The 19,691-nt window shown below is 38.5% G+C and carries 18 protein-coding genes and 1 tRNA gene; 10 read left to right on the forward strand and 9 right to left on the reverse strand.

Annotated features, from left to right (window positions below; genetic code table 11):
• The first annotated feature begins 8 nt into the window (after positions 1-8).
• The 6 genes from FJR08_RS05120 to FJR08_RS05145 all read left to right on the forward strand — a co-directional run bounded on the left by FJR08_RS05120 (position 9) and on the right by FJR08_RS05145 (position 7,171).
• Positions 9-1,187 carry a glycosyltransferase gene (locus FJR08_RS05120; protein ID WP_168632403.1) on the forward strand — a complete coding sequence of 393 codons (1,179 nt, stop codon included), beginning with the start codon at positions 9-11 and terminating at the stop codon, positions 1,185-1,187.
• A gap of 56 nt (positions 1,188-1,243) precedes the next feature.
• Positions 1,244-2,056 carry a Uma2 family endonuclease gene (locus FJR08_RS05125; RefSeq protein WP_168632404.1) on the forward strand — a complete coding sequence of 271 codons (813 nt, stop codon included), beginning with the start codon at positions 1,244-1,246 and terminating at the stop codon, positions 2,054-2,056.
• A 234-nt stretch (positions 2,057-2,290) separates the two neighbouring features.
• Positions 2,291-3,289, forward strand: a complete 999-nt coding sequence (locus FJR08_RS05130) for an NAD-dependent epimerase (RefSeq protein WP_168632405.1) — start codon at positions 2,291-2,293, stop codon at positions 3,287-3,289.
• A gap of 2 nt (positions 3,290-3,291) precedes the next feature.
• Positions 3,292-3,927, forward strand: a complete 636-nt coding sequence (locus FJR08_RS05135; RefSeq protein WP_168632406.1) for a YdcF family protein — start codon at positions 3,292-3,294, stop codon at positions 3,925-3,927.
• The gene (locus tag FJR08_RS05140; RefSeq protein WP_168632407.1) at positions 3,875-4,450 is read left to right on the forward strand and encodes a WcaF family extracellular polysaccharide biosynthesis acetyltransferase; all 576 of its coding nucleotides are present in this window, start codon (positions 3,875-3,877) and stop codon (positions 4,448-4,450) included. Before FJR08_RS05135 ends, FJR08_RS05140 begins: the two co-directional genes overlap by 53 nt.
• A 477-nt stretch (positions 4,451-4,927) precedes the next feature.
• Positions 4,928-7,171, forward strand: a complete 2,244-nt coding sequence (locus tag FJR08_RS05145) for a polysaccharide biosynthesis tyrosine autokinase (RefSeq protein ID WP_168632408.1) — start codon at positions 4,928-4,930, stop codon at positions 7,169-7,171.
• Between the two features lie 600 nt (positions 7,172-7,771).
• On the opposite strand, the gene FJR08_RS05150 is transcribed toward FJR08_RS05145, so the two are convergent.
• The 5 genes from FJR08_RS05150 to lipB all read right to left on the reverse strand — a co-directional run bounded on the left by FJR08_RS05150 (position 7,772) and on the right by lipB (position 11,553).
• A tRNA-Leu gene (locus FJR08_RS05150) sits at positions 7,772-7,855 on the reverse strand.
• 65 nt (positions 7,856-7,920) lie between these two features.
• A complete protein-coding gene (locus FJR08_RS05155) occupies positions 7,921-9,018 on the reverse strand; it encodes an alpha-hydroxy acid oxidase (protein ID WP_168632409.1) in 1,098 nt (365 codons plus the stop codon).
• Positions 9,019-9,041: 23 nt separating this feature from the next.
• Positions 9,042-9,917, reverse strand: coding sequence for a M48 family metallopeptidase (locus FJR08_RS05160; protein WP_168632454.1), 876 nt, complete (start codon positions 9,915-9,917; stop codon positions 9,042-9,044).
• 127 nt (positions 9,918-10,044) lie between these two features.
• Complete coding sequence (msrA, locus tag FJR08_RS05165; protein ID WP_168632410.1) at positions 10,045-10,710, reverse strand: peptide-methionine (S)-S-oxide reductase MsrA; 666 nt, start codon at positions 10,708-10,710, stop codon at positions 10,045-10,047.
• A 147-nt stretch (positions 10,711-10,857) separates the two neighbouring features.
• The gene (gene lipB / locus FJR08_RS05170) at positions 10,858-11,553 is read right to left on the reverse strand and encodes a lipoyl(octanoyl) transferase LipB (protein WP_168632411.1); all 696 of its coding nucleotides are present in this window, start codon (positions 11,551-11,553) and stop codon (positions 10,858-10,860) included.
• A gap of 933 nt (positions 11,554-12,486) precedes the next feature.
• Between lipB and hpf the strand changes: the two genes are divergently transcribed.
• On the forward strand, positions 12,487-13,122 hold the full coding sequence (gene hpf, locus FJR08_RS05175) for a ribosome hibernation-promoting factor, HPF/YfiA family (protein ID WP_015080529.1): 636 nt from the start codon (positions 12,487-12,489) through the stop codon (positions 13,120-13,122).
• A gap of 49 nt (positions 13,123-13,171) precedes the next feature.
• Here hpf and FJR08_RS05180 read toward each other — a convergent pair whose 3' ends face one another.
• A complete protein-coding gene (locus FJR08_RS05180) occupies positions 13,172-13,630 on the reverse strand; it encodes a peroxiredoxin (protein WP_168632412.1) in 459 nt (152 codons plus the stop codon).
• A 126-nt stretch (positions 13,631-13,756) separates the two neighbouring features.
• Here FJR08_RS05180 and FJR08_RS05185 point away from each other — a divergent pair, with 126 nt between their 5' ends.
• A complete protein-coding gene (locus FJR08_RS05185; protein ID WP_168632413.1) occupies positions 13,757-14,887 on the forward strand; it encodes an acyltransferase family protein in 1,131 nt (376 codons plus the stop codon).
• Between the two features lie 61 nt (positions 14,888-14,948).
• Here FJR08_RS05185 and FJR08_RS23105 read toward each other — a convergent pair whose 3' ends face one another.
• On the reverse strand, positions 14,949-15,104 hold the full coding sequence (locus tag FJR08_RS23105; protein WP_217357478.1) for a hypothetical protein: 156 nt from the start codon (positions 15,102-15,104) through the stop codon (positions 14,949-14,951).
• 165 nt (positions 15,105-15,269) lie between these two features.
• On the opposite strand from FJR08_RS23105, the gene FJR08_RS05200 reads away from it, so the two are divergent.
• Entirely contained in the window at positions 15,270-16,319 is a 1,050-nt protein-coding gene (locus FJR08_RS05200) for a GUN4 domain-containing protein (protein WP_323294588.1), read from the forward strand.
• Positions 16,320-16,548: 229 nt separating this feature from the next.
• Here the strand turns inward: FJR08_RS05200 and obgE are convergent, their stop codons facing one another.
• Both obgE and FJR08_RS05210 read right to left on the reverse strand, forming a co-directional pair.
• Entirely contained in the window at positions 16,549-17,577 is a 1,029-nt protein-coding gene (gene obgE, locus FJR08_RS05205) for a GTPase ObgE (protein ID WP_015080537.1), read from the reverse strand.
• Between the two features lie 77 nt (positions 17,578-17,654).
• Entirely contained in the window at positions 17,655-18,329 is a 675-nt protein-coding gene (locus FJR08_RS05210; RefSeq protein WP_168632415.1) for a Mo-dependent nitrogenase C-terminal domain-containing protein, read from the reverse strand.
• A 248-nt stretch (positions 18,330-18,577) separates the two neighbouring features.
• On the opposite strand from FJR08_RS05210, the gene FJR08_RS05215 reads away from it, so the two are divergent.
• Positions 18,578-19,678 (forward strand): glutamate--cysteine ligase, encoded by a 1,101-nt coding sequence (locus FJR08_RS05215; protein ID WP_148764074.1) that lies wholly within the window; start codon positions 18,578-18,580, stop codon positions 19,676-19,678.
• Positions 19,679-19,691: the final 13 nt, after the last annotated feature.

Consider the following 19,691-nt stretch of genomic DNA (forward strand, 5'->3'; position numbering starts at 1 on the left):
TATAACTAATGAAGATTTTAACTGTTACACCTTATCTTGGCTCTAGCTATGGTGGTGTGTCTAAAATGGTAACCGAAATAGTTCAATCTCTGGGTCAGATAAATATTTCTATTGATTTAGTCACCACCAATGCCAATAGTTTAGAAACTTTAGATATAAATCTTGAGAAATGGATATCCTACAAAGGTTATCGCGTTAAATATTTTCCTTGCTGGCATCGTAATGATTTGATCCTGAGTCAACCTTTAATAGCTTGGCTAAACCAGCATATAACCGATTATAACTTGGTGCATATTCACACGGTTTTTTCGCCAATGATGTCTCTTGTTAGTTGGATATGTAGAATTAACAAAATTCCCTACATAATCACTCCTCATGGAATGTTAGAGCCTTGGGCATTATCTTACAAAGCTTGGAAAAAACGACTGTACTATGCTTTAATTGATCAGCCATCCCTTCACCAAGCTAGTGCTATTCAGGGAATTTCTAGCTCTGAAACAAATAATTTGAAATCTTTAAAATTAAAATCTCCGATTATTTTGATTCCTAATGGAATACATGAGCAAGACTTTAAGTCTTTACCACAAGCGGAAATTTTTTATCACAGTTTTCCCCATACTCGCAACAAAACTTTAATTTTATTCTTAGGCCGTATTGATCCTAAAAAAGGTTTAGATCTACTCGCTCCTGCCTTTGCAAAAGTTCATGCACAGTTTCCCGAAACCCATTTAATCGTAGCAGGACCAGACAATATTAACTTTCTACCTACTGCTAAAAGTTACTTTAGTGAAGCAGCGTGTAGTCATGCTGTTACCTTTACTGGAATGCTCACAGGTGCTACAAAATATGCCGCTTTAGCAGCGGCTAATATCTATGTTGCTCCTTCCTATTCAGAGGGTTTTAGTATGTCTGTATTGGAAGGTATGGCGGCGGCTTTACCATGTGTGATCACGACTGGCTGTAATTTTCCTGAAGCAGCAGTAGCTGAGGTTGCTAGTGTTGTTGATATTAATACTGAACAGATAGCTAATGCTTTAATTCACCTTTTGCAAAACCCCTTAAAAGCAAAAGAAATGGGCGATCGCGCTCGGCAGTTTATATTAGACAATTATACATGGGATAGGATAGCCTTAAAAATGATTTCAGTGTATGAAGATATAATTTTTAGATCCCCGACTTCTTGTTAAGATGATATAGATAGTTGAATTTTGGCAACGGCAATGAAACACAGGAGATAGTCATCATGTATCAAAGTGAAGCACCTCCGCACAAAAACCTGCCCACCATGTATGATTTACCCAGTGAGGATATTAATGAAGAATTAGACTCCACAATTCATCCCCGTCCACCATGGGAAACCATGCCAACCATGTATGATTTACCTAGTGAAAATCCAGAGGAGCCAGGTTTGCCAGACGAATTTCATGACTTTCAACCGCAATTATTACGAGAAACCTGTCAATCTCCCGTTTATCCCAGGGAGGAAATGTTCATTGGTACAGATTTAAACTTATACTATGATCCTCGCCATTATTCATGGTATAAAAGACCAGATTGGTTTTTAGTGTTAGGAGTGCCTGCTTCTGAAAAACAGGAGGATATGCGCTGGAGTTATGTGATTTGGCAAGAAGGATTATTTCCATTTTTAATAGTAGAATTATTATCACCAGGTACGGAAGCAGAAGATTTAGGACAAACATTAAGAAGCGCGAATAAACCGCCGACAAAATGGCAGGCTTATGAGCAGTATTTGCGATCGCCATATTATGTTATTTTCGATAGATATGAAAATCGTCTACGAGTATTTCAACTATTTGGGACAAAATATCAAGCAGTTGAACTGTTAGAACCAAAATTCTGGTTTCCTGAGTTGGAATTAGGAGTAGGAGTTTGGGCAGGAAAATATCAAGGTACAGAAGGTTTGTGGCTACGTTGGTATAATCAAGATGGTGATTGGATTCCTACTTTTGCCGAAAAAGCAGAACAGGAGAAACAACGAGCAGACAAACTAGCCGATAAATTGCGGGCTTTGGGGGTGAATTTAGATGAAATTTAAAGAAAATTAACTGAAAAAAGCATTTCCGCAATTATGTTATTGTGCGGCGGTTTCCGCTCTTATGAGGTACAAAGTTAAATCATGAAACTCTTGTAGTGCGGGCATACTTCGACCCTTCGACAGGCTCAGGGCATCGCTTGCTCAGTACAAGTCTTGCCCGCTAGATATGTACCTCATAACACCGGGAAGTGCTGTAAGTAACCATTTCGTATATTAAATAAACATAATTCAATAATGAGAATATTAATTACCGGAGTCGCTGGATTTATTGGTTATCATCTAGCAAAACGCCTCCTTTCAGAAAACATCCAAGTCTATGGAATTGACAATTTGAATGAATACTATGATATCAATTTAAAAAAAGACAGACTCTCCCAACTTGAGGATAAACGGGAATTTACATTTTACAAGTTGGATTTGAGCGATCGCCATGAGATGTCCCAACTTTTTCAAACGCACAAATTTGATTATGTTATCAACCTTGCGGCTCAAGCTGGTGTCCGCTATTCTATTGATAATCCTCACGCTTATGTAGACAGCAATCTAATAGGCTTTGTCAATCTATTAGAGGGATGTCGTCATAGTTCAGTTAAGCATTTAGTATTTGCATCTTCTAGTTCAGTTTATGGTGCTAACGTTAAAATCCCTTTTTCTATCAGCGATGATGTTAACCACCCCATATCGCTCTACGCAGCCACAAAAAAAGCCAATGAGTTAATGGCTTATACCTATAGCCATCTCTATCAAATCCCCATTACAGGACTGCGCTTTTTCACAGTTTACGGTCCATGGGGAAGGCCTGACATGGCATATTTTAAATTCGTACAGGCAATTGAGCAAGGGAAGCCAATAGATGTTTATAATTTTGGCGATATGCGACGTGACTTTACTTATATTGACGATGTAATTGAAGGCATTGTGCGTGTCATTAAAAAGCCGCCTAATTTGGCTCAAGATGAAAGTGATCCAATAAAATCTCCTCAAGTTCCCTACAAACTTTATAACATTGGTAATAATAAACCTGTATCGTTGATGCAATTCATTGAAGTTATTGAAAAAACTCTTGGGAAAGAAGCAAAAAAGAATCTACTACCCATGCAACCAGGAGATGTTCCGTTAACTTACGCAGATGTAGACGATTTGATTCAAGATGTCGGATTTAAACCAAACACACCGATTGATGAAGGTATTGCTAAATTTGTAACATGGTATCGAGAATACTACAATTGCTAACCATGAAATTTTTATACTGCAAAATCATCAGGTATGCAGTTTTGGCAGCAGCAAGCTCTATCCTCATATTGCTAAGTATTATACCCATCCGAATAGCGATCGCTTCCTACCAAGCCCCCTATCCCCAAGTTATCTTTACCCTTGGTGGTGGTTCAGACCGGGAAAAATTTACCGCAGAATTTGCTCAAAATCATCCCAATTTAGATATTTGGATCTCTAGTGGCGCTCCCCCAGCCCAAGCTTTTTCCATTTTCCAGGCTGTAGCTATTCCCACTAATCGCATTCACCTGGATTACCGTGCTGTTGATACTGTTACCAACTTTACAACCCTTGTAGCTGATTTTAAACGCCATCAGATTCAGCACATTTACCTGATTACCTCTGCCTTTCATCTGCCCAGAGCTAAAATCATAGCCACGCTTGTTTTAGGTAGTCAAGGCATAACTTTTACCCCAGTTTCTATCCCTTCTCCACAACCTAGAGAATCAATTGTTCGTATTCTCCGCGATAGTGTACGTTCCCTGTTTTGGATTGTCTCAGGTCGGACAGGAGCCAGCTTTAACCCACGTTTTTGCCCCCCATTTTATGCGTTTAGACAATTACACAGTCGGCAGCTACACACCCGGAGCGCCATATAGTCAACAACTTTTATGGTACTTTATTGGCTCACCATTAGTTGAAAGTTATTGGCTACCTATCTCATCTATAAAAGTTTCGATACTGAGGCTTTTTGGAGCTAGTATCGGCAAAGGTGTGAATATCAAGCCTGGAGTCCGCATTAAGTTTCCCTGGCGCTTGACCATTGGTAATCATGTTTGGATTGGAGAAAATACCTGGATTGACAATCTAGCAACCGTAGTCATCGAAAATCATGTGTGTTTATCCCAGGGCGTTTATCTTTGTACTGGTAATCATGACTGGAATCACCCCAATTTTAAACTGATTCCTGCCCCCATTCATATTCAAGAAGGTAGTTGGATAGCAGCGAAATCAGTCATCGGACCTGGTGTGACTATTGGACGAGGCGCAGTGTTAGCATTAGGTAGTGTCACAGGTAGATCCTTAGAAGCTAGTATCATCTACTCAGGAAATCCGGCTCAACCAATCAAAAAAAGGACAGAATGGGAAGATGTTGTGTCTCGCACTGCCAAAAATGAATAGTTGCAAAAATTAGTATAAAAATTAGTATATAAAAAAAAATACTGTCTGTTTTGGCAATATATACAAATACTGGATGAGTAAGAGTATAATGTGCAAATACATTGTTTTTGGTATTCCAGAAGCTTAAAATAGTAGCATGACCTAATTATCTCTAAGTTTATACAAAATCTCAGGCATGAAAATTATACCAAGGTTTGGTTTATGACAAATTCCATTTAAGTATATCTTCCAGCTTAATTGAGTTGTTGAATTAACAAATAGCAATTTCTTCACAATAGTAAAAACGTTTACAGCACTTTCCGGTGTTATGAGGTACATATCTAGCGGGCAAGACTTGTACTGAGCTTGTCGATAGCGCAGCGTGGCGTTAGCCATAGTATGCCCGCACTACAAGAGTTTTATAATTCAAGTTTGTACCTCATTAGAGCGAAATCTGTTGTATATATCATTCCCTTACCACTTACACAATAGAAATCAATGCTTAATAAGCAAATTACAAACCAGACAAATTCTATTAATAGCATCATTCCTACATCTGGATCATTTCCAGATTCTACATTTTCTCAGTTTACTGAACAGGAACAGTCTGATGGTCTAAGTTTTAAGAGCTTTTTTGAACTTTTACAACGCCGAGCGATTATCATTGTAGCGATTATTTCTGCTGGTATGACTGGTGTTACTTATTCAACACTGAAGCAAGAACCTATATATCAAGGAAACTTTCAAATCTTAGTTGAACCTGTTAATAATGATGATCAAGTAGGGAAAATAAACCTGGAGGTACAATCTCCTTTTTCTAAAGCTGGACTAGATTACGACAGTCAAATTCAAGTTCTCAAAAGTCCAGAACTGCTAGAACCACTTGTTAAAATATTGCAAGAATCATATCCTGAAATTACCTACAACTCTCTTATTTTAAATTTAAATATTCGTCGTCTTGGAACAACAAAAATCATCGAAATCAGCTATCAAAGTAGTGATCGTCAAGAAGTCCAATTCGTCTTAAATACATTTTCTGAATTCTATTTAAAATACAGCCTAAATAAGCGGAAAACCAAACTAAATCAAGGCGCTCAATTTGTAAATCAACAACTACCCGATATCCAAAATCGGGTGACACAGTTGCAAAAAGAAATGCAAATATTCCGCCAAAAATACAATTTTATTGATCCAGAAAGCGAATCTAAAACAATTTATGCACAAATCCTATCTGTGGCACAACTACGACTATCTGTAAATCAACAGTTAGCCGCTGCTAAAAATAATTATCTGAGATTGCAGACACCAGAAGAACAATTAGCAATTCTCAATGATGCTCCTATTTACCAACAGTTAATCGTCCAACAGCGCCAATTAGATACCCAAATATCTGGAGAATTAGCTCGATTCCAAACTGATAACCCAGTTATTCAAACCTTAGAAGATAAAAGAAACAATCTCTTACCTATTATCAATGCAGAAGCAAAACGAATTTTGAACACTAAAATAGCTCAAGCTGCTGTTCTCGTTCGGAAAGTAGAAGTAGATAATCAACAACTGACACAATCAGAACAACAATTACAAGGCGCATTAAAACAACTACCAATTCTCTCTAGACAATACACTGACATTCAACGGAATTTACAACTAGCAAATGAGAGTTTGACGAGGTTTTTAGCTAAACGTGAACAATTACAAATAGACGTAGCACAAACAGAACTACCTTGGGAATTAATCCAAGCACCTGCTCAATCAAGATATCCAATTTCGCCAAATGTTCCCCGCAATTTACTATTGGGATTTGTGGCTAGTTCTTTATTAGGACTCGGTGTTGCCAAAATCAGGGAAGATCTAGATAATACCTATCACAGTATTGAAAATGTCCGGGATAAGATGGGAGTGCCTTTATTAGGATCTCTTCCCTTTAATAAAAGCTTACTTGGGAGTCGATCTTTCAACCTGAGAAAGAGAGGAAAAGATCAAGAACCAGAAGTAGTTGTGGACCCTATTATGGCAAGTGATGAATATAACACTTCTCCTCGTCGTCCTTCCCAATCCAGTTCTTATTATGGACAGGGATCATTTTGGGAATCCTTACAAGTTTTATATAGTAATATTCAACTGCTTAATTCTGATCGACCAATTAAATCTTTCGTTGTTTCCTCTGCTGTCCCCGGAGATGGTAAAACTACGGTGGCATTTAGCTTGGCAAAAACAGCCGCGGTCATGGGGAAAAAAGTATTACTTGTAGATTGTGACCTCCGCAAATCCAAGGTTCACAAAATATCAAAATTAAATAATCTGTGGGGAATAACTAGTTTAATTTCTTCAGATATAGATGTAGAGCAAGTAATTCAAAAAGTGCCTGGATTTAATGATTTATCTGTGATTACCGCAGGTCCTGTACCACCCGATCCTGCCCGGTTGCTCTCATCAGATAAAATGAGTCAACTAATGGACTATTTCACCGAGAATTTTGATTTAGTGATTTATGATACTCCTCCTTTGTCAGGATTAGTAGATGCTAGATTGGTAGCAGTTCATACTGATGGTGTGATGCTAGTTGTAAGAATTGATAAAACAGATAAATCAGTGGCAAAGCAACTTGTTGATACGCTAAAAGCATCTCCCATCAATTTACTAGGATTAGTAGTCAACGGCGACAAATTCCGAGGAATCGGATACAACTATAATTATAGATATAGTTCATATTATTATACTAAGAGTCAAGCGGTTAGTTAGGTTTGCTGATAGCGACCGTGCTAATTTCACAGCATGGTGCAATACGATTGCCTACTTATTTTGAGGTGGCGTTTTCCTAAAACCTGTCTAGCTTTGCCCCGATGCTCTTTCAGCACTAGTAGGCTGTCAAATTTATTTTGACGGGTTTTTGGTAGTGCGGGCATACTTCGACCCTTCGACAGGCTCAGGGCATCGCTTGCTCAGTACAAGTCTTGCCCGCGTGAGCGAGACGCTCACACTACAGTCCATCATTTTTATGTATCTGCTCAATAAATGTGAGCGAGACGCTCACACTACAGTCCATCATTTTTATCTTGACAAACTACTAGTTTGTCTCACCATCGAATTAAGTTCATTAGGGAACACCAAAAAATAAATTACCCAATTTTGTGGGATGGGTATTCTTGCCCGTCCTTGATGATTAGCGGGCAAGACTTGTACTGAGCTTGTCCATAGCGCAGCGTGGCGTTAGCCATAGTAGGCCTGCACCACCTTTGTACATCATAAGAGCGGAAACCGCTGTATTAAGCAAAGAAATATTCACGAGAGACCAGTCACAGACATTATTTCGTATCTGTGACTCGAATTTATTTTTCTAAATGGGCAGGAGGAGAATCGAACTCCTATGACCTCACGGCCGCCGCATTTTGAGTGCGGTGCGTCTACCAATTCCGCCACCCGCCCTTGGGTGTCACTTTTACAAGTATAGCCTATTTTTTTTAGTTTGGCAAGAGGTAATTAGATTTAATTTAGAAATTTTTTGGTAATTGGCTCACCAAACTAGAATCAATATCCCCCAAACTGGCACAACCACTCAGAGCCATTGCCAAATTTAACTCATCTTGTAATAGGGAAATGATGTGAGATACGCCAATTTTTCCAGCTACCGCTAATCCCCATAATACGGGACGGCCAATGAGTACGGCTTTAGCACCGTAAGCTAAGGCTTTGAGGATATCTGTACCCCGACGGATACCACCATCCAATAGGACTTCGGCTTTACCGTCTACTGCGGCGATAATATCAGGTAAAGCATCCAAAGAAGCGATCGCTCCATCTAGTTGTCTACCACCGTGATTAGAAACTACAATTGCTTGCGCTCCATATTCTACAGCCCGCACAGCATCATCAGCCCGTAAAATTCCTTTCACTACCAAAGGTAGGGGACTCAGAGATTGTAACCATTCCAAATCCTTCCAAGTGACTGCGGGGTTAATTTGTTGAGCAAAATAAGTCAATAAACCAGATTCTCCTGGTGCTTGGGGAATGTCCAAACCAGAGATATTAGTTAAATTAGCGGGATGTAAGCCAGGAGGTAAAGTGAACTCATTGCGCTGATCTCGTTCTCTTTTTCCCAACATAGGAGCATCTACCGTCAGACAAATTGCTTTGTATCCTGCGGTGTATGCTCGTTGCACCAAAGCCTGAGTTAAACCCTGATCTTTATGGATGTAAAGCTGAAACCATTGCAAACCTTTGGCAACTGTGGCAACTTCTTCTAAACTCTTGGTAGCAAGGGTACTCAACACCATGCCCACACCTGCATCAGCCGCAGCTAAGGCTGTAGCAATTTCTCCTTCTGGATCAGCCAGACATTGAAAAGCCATGGGTGCGATTAATAGGGGTAATTGCAAAGATTCCCCTAAAACCTGGGTAGTGAGGTTAATTTTACTAACATCAACTAACATTTTCGGACGAAGTTTCACTCTTGTAAAAGCAGCGAGATTATCCCGCAACGTCACTTCATCCCATGCACCACTGCTGTAATAATCAAAAGCCATCTGGGAAAGATGTTCTTTTGCTAGTTGTTCGTATCCAAATAAATTAATCGCTGATAAAGAATTCATATCTTGATTGACTCTAGCAAAATCTACCAATTCCTCCATCCACCTTGAGATATAGTTTCACTTTTGTAATTAATACCGTGATTTTGCACTAATTTTTGGTACTCTTGACTACCTGCCCAACGGTCAATTTCCTTCGCTCGTAATACGGGGACAGGATGGCTTAATTGGGCTGTACGGGCGGATTTGACCATTTCTCCCAATTCCGTTTTACTAATGTCATCATAGGCACGAGCTTGGTCAACAAAGGCCTCTAAATTGAGTTGGGGGGCTAAACTGGGAGAACCGCCGGCTAACTTCATTAATACTGACATGACAACTTTCGGATTTTGGGTAGCTAACAAAGCGGCGCGATCGCAGGTAAACTCAGCACAGCGGACCCATTCTAATAATTGTGACTGAATAGCTTGAGCCAAAACAGCACCGACATTTGGGACAATGGCAGCAGCTAAAATCAATAAATTCACAGGTGTTAAATACACGCTATGATCACATTTAAGATGACCTAATTCATGGGCAATTACAGCCTGTATCTCTTCAGAGGTGAGGATTTCAATCAAGGATGTATGAATAACCACAAAAGGCTGTTTACCTCGCATGGCAAAGGTATAAGCGTTAGGGGCTGGGTGTTGACGCACATATAACTGAGGTGGATCAATATCCAGAATTTGACAAGCTTCTAATAATAATTTGTGTAAATCAGGAAGTTGTTTTTCTCCTACTAAAATACTAGAAGCGATATTTTCCACATAAAAAACCTGTTCGGCCATGGGACCGAGCAAATTTCTCACCATCATATCTAAACCGGGAATTTGTTTGAGAGTTTTAGTAGCTTCCAAGTCCAGAGGATGACGGAATGAGTCTGCTTTTAAGCCTGTAAGCGAGGTTTTGAGTAAGGACATAGTATTTAAAGTAAGAGAAAATGTGAATTCTAGTGTTTTTGACATAACAAAACCCAAGATGATCGAGGATTTTGTTGGGTTTCCTTGCGTCAACCCAACCTACGATATGATGTTGATTTCTATGGTTCTAACTAACTTGTGCTTCAGGAATACCTACGGGACAAGCTACGTTAGTACCACCTAAACCACAATAACCACCGGGGTTTTTGGCTAAATATTGCTGATGGTATTCTTCAGCATAATAAAATTCTGGTGCATCTAAAATTTCTGTGGTAATTTTGCCATACCCAGCACTGCTGAGGGCTGGTTGATAAGCGTTCTGTGATGCTGTTGCTAGTTGTTTTTGCTCTTGTGAATAAACGTAAATTCCTGAACGGTATTGAGTACCAGCATCATTCCCTTGACGCATTCCTTGGGTGGGGTTGTGACTTTCCCAGAAAACTTTCAACAGTTGGGAATAAGTAATGATTTTGGGGTCAAACACTACTAATACTACTTCATTGTGACCGGTCATGCCACTACAGACTTCTTGATAGGTGGGGTTGGGTGTGTAACCAGCCGCATATCCTACCGCAGTGGTGTAAACTCCTTCTTGTTGCCAAAATTTGCGTTCTGCTCCCCAAAAACAGCCTAAACCAAACATAGCGGTTTCTAAGCCTTGGGGAAAAGGTGCTTGAAGACGATTTTTATTAACATAATGTTGTACTGATACTCGCATTACTTCTGCGCGTCCTGGTAAGGCTTGCTCAGGTGTAGGTATGGCTGACTTTTTGCCAAATCCGAATATTCCCATGATTTTTAATTTGTATTATGTATGATTGCTATTCTTCTTTATTGTAAAGATTTTTGTAGCTAGTACACAACGGCGTAAGTCAATCAACCATTAAAAATTTGACAAAAGCTTGTGTAATCTGCTTTTTTAATTTTTAATTTTTAATTTTTAATTCCGCACTGCGGTGCTAGTCGGAGATTTATCAACCTCAAATTCCACACCAAATACTTCTGCAAAACATTGATTGACAAAAGGACGGACTTGGTTACAGGTAATGTCAGGAATCCATCTGGCTAAACTGCTGACTGGTTTATCAATAATACCACAGGGGATAATTTGTTTAAATCCTGTCATGTCTGGACAAACATTTAAGGAAAAACCGTGCATGGTAATCCATTTACTCACTTTTATGCCGATGGCAGCAATCTTGTATCCTTCTAGCCAAACTCCGGTAAAACCAGGAATCCGTTCTCCTTTCAAGTCATAATTTGCTAAAACGCGAATTAATACTTCCTCAAGTTGACGCAAGTACCAATGCAAGTCTTGACGGTAATGACGTAAGTTTAAAATGGGATAACCTACCAATTGTCCGGGACAATGATAGGTAACTTCGCCGCCTCTTTCAATGCGATGCACATCATAATCACTTTTGTCAAGATTAAATTTAATAAATTCTGGATTTGCTGCTGTCCCCAAGGTGTAGACCGGGGGATGTTCTAGTAGAATTAAGACATCATCTAGTTCTGGATTGTGAATGCGTTCTGCAACGAGCGATCGCTGCCACTGATGAGCGGTTTCATAAGGCATTACGCCAACATTATATAGTAAACAACGGTACGGGTTCAATTGAGTGCTAGGAATCATCAGTGAATAGGTGATAAGCAAGAAAGAGGCAAGAGGGAAGACACCCGATAAGTAAGTGGGCGTTAAAAAATGTAAAAATATAATATAAACCTAACCCCCCAACCCCCTTCCCTACCAGGGAAGGGGGAGTCAAAGCCTCTCCCCTGGTAGGGGACAGGTTTGGAGAGAGGTTTTATATTTAATTGTGCCAAGCTACTTACCTCTTATTTCCCAAAAATATAACGAACAAATGTCAAGCTATGCAAAGGATCTTAAAGGAACGTCAAGGAAATATATTTTATAAACCACAAGGTGCTAGTTTGAATATATAACCTGAATGGGCGTTGGGAGAAGAGCATTAAGCTAAGACAATACCAGCTAATTTACTGACTGATGGCAACTTAAAAATTTATTTGTATCAATCAGGATCAAATTTCCCAAAATGGTTGTATTCTCTATACAATAGTGAACAAGACTGGGGGACAAGAAAAGGGTTCCTTTTAGGAACTACGGTCAGAAACGGTAAGTTCTACCGAGATTGCCTGTGGAGCGGAAAAACCTCTTAGAAGCCATTCTAAGACCGTGATGAAGCAGGAAGTAAACACTAAGGTTATCGCTGTCCAGATGTGTCTAGACTTTGGTAATTTTGGGTAAGTTTTATAGAACGGCAAGCACTCCTATTTTGGTAAAGTTCCATAGAAGTAGGCGTTTAAAAGGAATATATCTCAAAAGGCCTAATTCAATAGTTTTGCTTCAAACAGCCAATTCCTTGGTAAACAGTTGGAAACAAGACGATAAATAGCGCAAACATGAAGATGTAAGAAGTGTTAAAAATGCTAAAAGGCAATGTCTTAGGGATAGGTGGCGATTTATGCTGGTGGCAGTGATAGGCCTTACCGCAATTTCTATTCCTAACTGAAAACATCACATATAATATTGAGCGGGAGAGTTTACATGAAGCTTGTCATCCACGGTAAAAATATTGAAATCACTGATGCAATTCGTGAATATGTGCATCAAAAGATTGAAAAGGCAGTTAGTCACTTCCAGAACATCACCAATCAAGTGGATGTCCATTTAAGCGTAGCTCGTAATCCCCGAATAAGTACGAAGCAAGCGGCAGAAGTAACTATTTATGCTAATGGTAGTGTTATCCGTGCGGAGGAAAGCAGCGAAAGCTTATATGCAAGTATTGACCTAGTTGCCGACAAAATTGCTCGGCAATTACGGAAATATAAGGAAAAAAGGCAGGATCATAAAACTCAACCTATATCAACTAACGAAGTAGTAGCGCCCGAAACAGTTGCAGCGGATTTAATAGGCGATCGCACCGCTGAATTACCCCAAGAGGTTGTTCGCACCAAATACTTCTCCATGCCACCAATGACATTGGCAGAAGCGCAAGAACAACTGCAACTGGTGGGACATGACTTTTATATGTTTCATAATGCAGAAAGTGGAGAGATTAACGTCATTTATGAACGTAATCACGGCGGTTATGGAGTAATTCAACCTCGTAATAACGGTAACGGCAACGGTAAAAATGGCAAATCTGCTCATGTTGGTGTAGCAGAAAAATCTAGAGTTTAATTATCGAGAGTCAGATCCCCGACTTCTCTGAGAAGTCGGGGATCTTAATTTATGCTGCTAGTTGTTGCAGGATTTTCAATGCTTCTTCAACGTGGCCTTTAAAGTTCAACATGGAATCAAGTACATACTGAACCACACCATTTTGGTCAATCACATAGGTGACTCGGCCGGGAATAAAACCAAAAGCGGTAGTTGCACCATATTGTTTTCGGACTTTATCACCTTGATCACTTAAAAGTGTAAAAGGTAAATTGTATTTATTTGCAAACTTTTGATGAGAGTCCCTAGAGTCACCACTCACACCAATAACTTCAGCTCCAGCGGCTTGAAACACTGCATATTGATCTCGAAAAGCGCAAGATTCTACAGTGCATCCTGGTGTATCATCCTTGGGATAAAAATAGAGAACAACGGATTTTTTACCCCGAAAGTCTGCCAAGCTAACATTGTCGCCGTTTTGGGTAGGTAGACTAAAATTAGGCGCGGTATCTCCAACTTTGATAGCCATATTAAAAAATTTAAACTTCAAACATTACTTAATAAAAGTTTACCCTGTAACCTAGCTTCTAGAATTTTCCTTGATAAAGTGCATCAGGAGGAGTAAGGTGAGATCCTTAAATAAGATATTCCGTCTATGCGTCTGAGTTCCCTTGATGTGTTTCGTGGTATTACCATCGCTGCGATGATTCTTGCTAATATGGCAGGAGTTGCAGATGATGTTTATCGTCCCCTCAGCCATTCCGAATGGCACGGTTGTACACCCACTGACTTAATATTTCCCTGCTTTTTGTTCATTGTTGGTGTGGCTATGACGTTTTCTTTAGCAAAATATACCGCAGAGAACAAGCCCACCAAAGCAGTTTATTTACGCATCCTGCGCCGCACTGCGATTCTGTTTATATTGGGTTTAGTATTAAATGGTTTTTGGAATCAAGGTGTTTGGACTTTTGATTTAAGTAGTATCCGCTTAATGGGGGTATTGCAACGAATTGCTTTAACTTATCTTTTTGCATCTTTAATAGTTTTAAAATTACCTCGCAAAAGTCAATGGTTAGTAGCAGGAGGATTACTAATTGCTTATTGGTTGACAATGATGTATATTCCTGTTCCTGATTATGGTGCAGGAGTGCTAACGAGAGAAGGTAATTTTGGCGCATTTATTGACAGATTAATTATTCCCAAGGCACATTTATATAAAGGTGATGGGTTTAATTTCCTGGGAGATCCAGAAGGACTTTTTAGCACTATTCCGGCAATAGTTAGCGTTTTAGCCGGTTATTTTACTGGGGAATGGATTAAAGATAAAAAACAGGCTACTTCACAAACTAGCATGGATTTAGTCTTATTTGGTTTGTGTTGTTTGGTAATTGCAATTATTTGGGATGTGGCATTTCCCATTAATAAGAAAATTTGGACGAGTTCCTATGTTTTATTTACCACTGGTTGGGCGTTAATGTTATTAGCAGCTTGTTATGAATTGATAGAAGTGAGGTTAATTAAACGCTGGAGTAAGCCTTTTGAGATCATGGGATTAAATGCGATCGCTCTTTTTGTGGCTTCTGTATTCCTGATTAAAATCACTGCCAAAACCCAAATCGGTACAGGTGAAACTGCCGTTAGTATCTATAATTGGATTTACCAAAATATCTTTGCATCTTGGGCAGGAAATTTCAACGGCTCATTTTTGTTTGCATTTGTTACCCTGTTATTTTGGTATGGTGTTGCTGTTTTGATGTATGAGAAACGCTGGTTTATTAAAGTGTAAATAAAACTCTTGTGGGACAGGCATCTTGCCTGTCCAGTATTTTGTTATAAGTTGAAAAAATCTACCGTTTTGGACGTTTTACACCACCAGGACGTTTTACCCCAAAACCATACATATAAATTATAGGCATATTAACACGCTTATCAGAACGGTTTTCGATAATTCCCAGTTGCAGCAAATATCGCATAATTTCCCCCGGTTTTGAACTTATTTGCACTATAATTAATTAAAAAAAGCCTGTAACTATTATGTCTCAACTTAAACTTATATCTGATATTGGTACAGATTATACTCAATTACATAGTTTATTGTTCATACAAAACTGGCGAAAAGCTGATGAAGAAACTGCAAAATTAATTTTGGCTGTTGCTAACAAAAAAATATTAATAGTTCTTCTCAAACTCTCGAAAACGATAAAATTAAAACATTTCCTTGTGAGGATTTACAAATAATTGATCAACTTTGGATGTATTACAGTCAAGAACGTTTTGGTTTTAGTATTCAAAGTTTTTTGTGGGATGAAATTATTCAAGAACATAGAAAATCAGATTTTCCGAGTTTTGTCATTTTAGCTTATAAATTAGGATGGTTTTTAGAGAAAGGTTGGCTAAGTTATCAAACAAACTTAGATATAGAAACAGTACCAAAAGGCCATTTTCCACGTTGGGGTTTTGGTTTCAAAACAATAGGAGAGGAAGTAACTTGGATACCGGGAATCATGGGTCTAAAAATGTTAAGTGCAAACGTAAAAATCTTGGGATATAATGGGACTGGTCCGAGATTGGATAATATACTAAAGGAAAGAAACACTATTCTCCCCCTTGAAAATTTATTTTTTCGTATAAAAACTTGTGATTTAGTAAATACAACTGCTTACGAGCTTCCTATTTTCAAACACAAATTGCATGAAAGCCCAGAATTACAAGCTGCAATCAAGAAAATATTTGTCACTTCAGAACTTAATCAACTTGATATTGAGATTAATAATCTTCAGCAAAAAAATCACTATACTCCTAAAACAAAGACAACATTTAAAAAGCGAATAATTACATCAATTGCCCAACGACAAGGACAACCTTTGTTTCGTAAGGCTTTGCTTGCAGCCTATGATTATCGTTGTGCTATAACAGGGTTTGATGCACAGGAAGCATTGGAAGCTGCTCATATAAGACCTTACTGTGAAACTGAGGATAATGATATTTCAAATGGTTTATTACTACGTGCTGATTTGCATACTCTTTTTGACCTTAACTTAATTGTTATACATCCAAAAACGCTGAAAATATATATTGCTCCCAATTTACGAGGAACTTGTTATGAGCAAGAACTTTACAATAAGTCTCTGCGGCTTCCTATAAATCAATCAAATTTCCCCAACAGAAACGCACTTCAGTTCCGTTGTCATCAGTCTAGTTGGTCTGATTTTCTATGAGGATAAAAGCAAATACCACGCTTGACAATTTCCTCTTTTCCTTAACTTATCACCAATGCATCGTTCCTCATTCAACAATATTTGTGCATCATGTAAATGCCTTCCTGCTGCTTGTGGAAAAGAATCTTCTGACAAAATTACTCCTTAATAATTGGTTTGAAAAAAATATAGAAATGCTAAAAATGAGTCCGCAAACGCGGACTTTTACTCAACCAAATCAACCCATCAATTAAACCACAACCTCTTCCGCTTCCAACACATTAATCTCATCTAAAATCCGCCAAATTTCCTGCATCATTGCATCTAAACCAGTGCGAGTTACCGCAGAAATTATAAAAACTGGCGCTAAAGCCAGATGATTTAATTGCATAGCTAAAGCTTCCAAATCAACAGTTTCTCTATCAACAGCATCTATTTTATTCAAAGCTAAAATCTGCGGACGTTTAGCTAAACCTCGTCCATAAGCTTTCAGTTCTTCCTGAATAGTATGGAAATCAGCAATGACATCTTCACTTGTCGCATCAATTAAGTGTAATAAAACCCTTGTCCGTTCAATGTGACGCAAGAAATCATGACCTAAACCCGCACCATGAGAAGCACCTGCAATTAAACCGGGAATATCAGCAAAAACAGTACCATCACCCGTGGGTTTTTTTACCACACCCAAATTAGGAATTAAGGTAGTAAAAGGATAATCAGCGATTTTCGGACGTGCGGCTGATAAAGAAGAAATTAAAGTAGATTTACCCGCATTTGGTAAACCAATAATTCCTACTTCTGCTAGCAATTTCAACTCTAAACGTAATACCTTTTTTTCCCCTTCCAATCCGGGAAGTGCATATTCGGGGACGCGGTTACTATTACTCAAAAAATGTTGGTTTCCTAGCCCACCTTTACCACCTTTAGCAACCTGAAAACTTTGACCAGGTTCAACTATATCGCATAGTAAAGCACTCGTTGCCGCATCATAAACAGAAGTACCACAGGGAACTTCAACAATTAAATCTTTTCCACCTGCACCGGTACAATTATTCGGTCCACCACGTTCTCCATTTTGCGCCTTAAACAAATGCTTATATCGAAAATCTAACAAGGTTTGGAGGTTGCTATCACCCACAAAAATGATTGAACCGCCTCTTCCGCCATTACCACCGGAAGGACCACCTGCTGGTACATATTTCTCTCTGCGGAAAGCAACAATACCATCGCCTCCGTCACCTGCTTCTACTTCAATTACTGATTGGTCTATAAATTGCATAATTTAGTCAGTTGTCAGTTGTTAGTTGTTAGTTGTCAGTTGTCAATTACGCTAACAACTGACTACTAACAACTAATTTAAATATAAGGTGTAACATCCTCGCCACAGTCGTCTGCTAGGTAGGAAAGGGCGCGAAAGCGTAAACCTACCATTTGTTCATAAAGGGGGTTAATTTTACACAATGGCGGAATATGAACTATTTTCCGCCCGAATAGAGTTACATCTCTTTCAAAGGGACACTGGGAAGGAATCATCTTACACAAAAATTTCGCCACTCTGGGGTCTTGAATATCTAAACCGTCTAACCACTGACGCAAGGGACGTAAAGCGTCTGGGTGTGGGGCTTGAAGTCCAGTAGAGGGGAAATTGTTTGTTTGTGAGGTATCTTCTAGGGTCTGACGTAAAGCCGTGAGTAAACTTTCTTGCAGTTCTAATTTTTGACACAATTGCTGAAGTAGGTCATCTTCACTAGGTGAGTATATACCATCAGCGATCGCTACCATTACCGCTGTCCGCAAGAAATTTTCCGCTACAGGCGTACCTTTACCCAATATAGCCGCTAATTCATCTGGTTCAATTATCTCTAGAGTATTCCAATCAACAGCAGGGGCTAATTCATCTTTGGTCAGATTAGTAATTAATTCCTGTTCTTGAGTATCAAAGTTACCATCAGCCCAAGCAATAGTCAGTAATCCACGTAACCAAGCAATAATTTGTTCGCTACTGTAAGGAGTTTGAGCAGTAGTTGTCATAAAAACTCAGTCCTGTAATTTTTATTAGTCAATATTAAGTTACCTTGAAGATAACTAAATTTCTGTACATTTAATTGGTAAAAATAAAGTAAATGTAGTCCAACATGATCAGGAATTTTGTTGGGTTTCCTTGCTTCAACTCAACCTCCGAGATCAGGACTTTTTAGCCCGAACTAAGCAGTATTGATTCACAACGGCATAAAATATGGATATAATTAATTATATTTATCATTAATTAGGTATAAAGTATGTTCTCCTTTGGTATTGAACATGAAGTTGCTTTTCTCAATCATCAAGGAAAATTCGCAGATTTCCAGAATACAAAATTTGCAGATTTTCAGCAAATTGTTGACAAATTACCTATCTATCCCACTGACTACCCACAATTAAGAGTTGGTGATGCTGGGATTAAGAAAAAGCGGTGGTATATTGAAGGATTTGAAAGATTTAGCGACTCTGAAGAAGTAATTGACTGTGTAGCTAAAGGTATTGAAATTAGAACAACTATCCACTCTACTATTCAAGGAGCAATTGATGAATTAACCGCAAGTTTTATTTTATTACGTGATGTTGCTGCTAACTTTGGGTTTTCACCTGTTTTAGCCAGTTTTAATCCCTATACTTGCGTATTTAAACCACAACCCCCATTAAATGATTTTGAAATTAGGCAATTACAAGCTTATCCAGATGAACAAACTGCTCATATTTATATGGTTTCCTATGGACCAGATTTAAATATTTCTATGGCAAATTTATCTACTGAAAGGTTAATTGACATTGGTAAAAAGTTAACTTATTACAGCCCTTACATCATTCCTTTTAGTTATAGTTCTCCTTTTTATAATGGTGGTTTATGGGAAGGTTTATCAGTGAGGACATTTATTAGAACAGGAAAAAGATCCGCAACATTAGTTTTTTTAGAAACAGCAGAAGAACTGATTAAAAGTGTGCCTTCATTAACAAAAATTGCCCGCATTCCCTCAGAAGTAGGACGGATAGAATTTAAAGCTTGTGATAGTTGTGATAATTTCGCTATTTATGCAGGTTTATTAGCTTTATTAAAAGGTTTAGTATTAGATGAAACTTTACCAGGTAGAGCTATGATACCTGATGCTAATTTACACCAAATTTCGGCAAAATCAGGCTTTGAAAATGAAGACATTTTCCTTAACTCTTACAAACTTTTACAAGTTGCTGAAATTGCCCTTAAAGATGATCCCGATCTTGAATTTTTAACTCCATTAAAAGTCATTTTATCCGAGAAAAAAACAAAATCTCATGAATTAATTCAGTTGTTCCAAAATTTAGGTTCAATTGAAGCCACTCTCAAGAAAAGTTATAACAGGTAATAGGTAATATTTA

This window comes from Dolichospermum sp. UHCC 0260, from assembly GCF_009711985.1.
Taxonomy (GTDB): Bacteria; Cyanobacteriota; Cyanobacteriia; order Cyanobacteriales; family Nostocaceae; genus Dolichospermum; species Dolichospermum lemmermannii.

Excerpts from the sequence above, each read along its gene's own strand:
- FJR08_RS05120 (WP_168632403.1), top strand. The coding sequence starts at position 9 with ATGAAGATTTTAACTGTTACACCTTATCTTGGCTCTAGCTATGGTGGT.
- FJR08_RS05125 (WP_168632404.1), top strand. The coding sequence starts at position 1,244 with ATGTATCAAAGTGAAGCACCTCCGCACAAAAACCTGCCCACCATGTAT.
- FJR08_RS05130 (WP_168632405.1), top strand. The coding sequence starts at position 2,291 with ATGAGAATATTAATTACCGGAGTCGCTGGATTTATTGGTTATCATCTA.
- FJR08_RS05135 (WP_168632406.1), top strand. The coding sequence starts at position 3,292 with ATGAAATTTTTATACTGCAAAATCATCAGGTATGCAGTTTTGGCAGCA.
- FJR08_RS05140 (WP_168632407.1), top strand. The coding sequence starts at position 3,875 with ATGCGTTTAGACAATTACACAGTCGGCAGCTACACACCCGGAGCGCCA.
- FJR08_RS05145 (WP_168632408.1), top strand. The coding sequence starts at position 4,928 with ATGCTTAATAAGCAAATTACAAACCAGACAAATTCTATTAATAGCATC.
- FJR08_RS05155 (WP_168632409.1), bottom strand. The coding sequence starts at position 9,018 with ATGAATTCTTTATCAGCGATTAATTTATTTGGATACGAACAACTAGCA.
- FJR08_RS05160 (WP_168632454.1), bottom strand. The coding sequence starts at position 9,917 with ATGTCCTTACTCAAAACCTCGCTTACAGGCTTAAAAGCAGACTCATTC.
- msrA (WP_168632410.1), bottom strand. The coding sequence starts at position 10,710 with ATGGGAATATTCGGATTTGGCAAAAAGTCAGCCATACCTACACCTGAG.
- lipB (WP_168632411.1), bottom strand. The coding sequence starts at position 11,553 with ATGATTCCTAGCACTCAATTGAACCCGTACCGTTGTTTACTATATAAT.
- hpf (WP_015080529.1), top strand. The coding sequence starts at position 12,487 with ATGAAGCTTGTCATCCACGGTAAAAATATTGAAATCACTGATGCAATT.
- FJR08_RS05180 (WP_168632412.1), bottom strand. The coding sequence starts at position 13,630 with ATGGCTATCAAAGTTGGAGATACCGCGCCTAATTTTAGTCTACCTACC.
- FJR08_RS05185 (WP_168632413.1), top strand. The coding sequence starts at position 13,757 with ATGCGTCTGAGTTCCCTTGATGTGTTTCGTGGTATTACCATCGCTGCG.
- obgE (WP_015080537.1), bottom strand. The coding sequence starts at position 17,577 with ATGCAATTTATAGACCAATCAGTAATTGAAGTAGAAGCAGGTGACGGA.
- FJR08_RS05210 (WP_168632415.1), bottom strand. The coding sequence starts at position 18,329 with ATGACAACTACTGCTCAAACTCCTTACAGTAGCGAACAAATTATTGCT.
- FJR08_RS05215 (WP_148764074.1), top strand. The coding sequence starts at position 18,578 with ATGTTCTCCTTTGGTATTGAACATGAAGTTGCTTTTCTCAATCATCAA.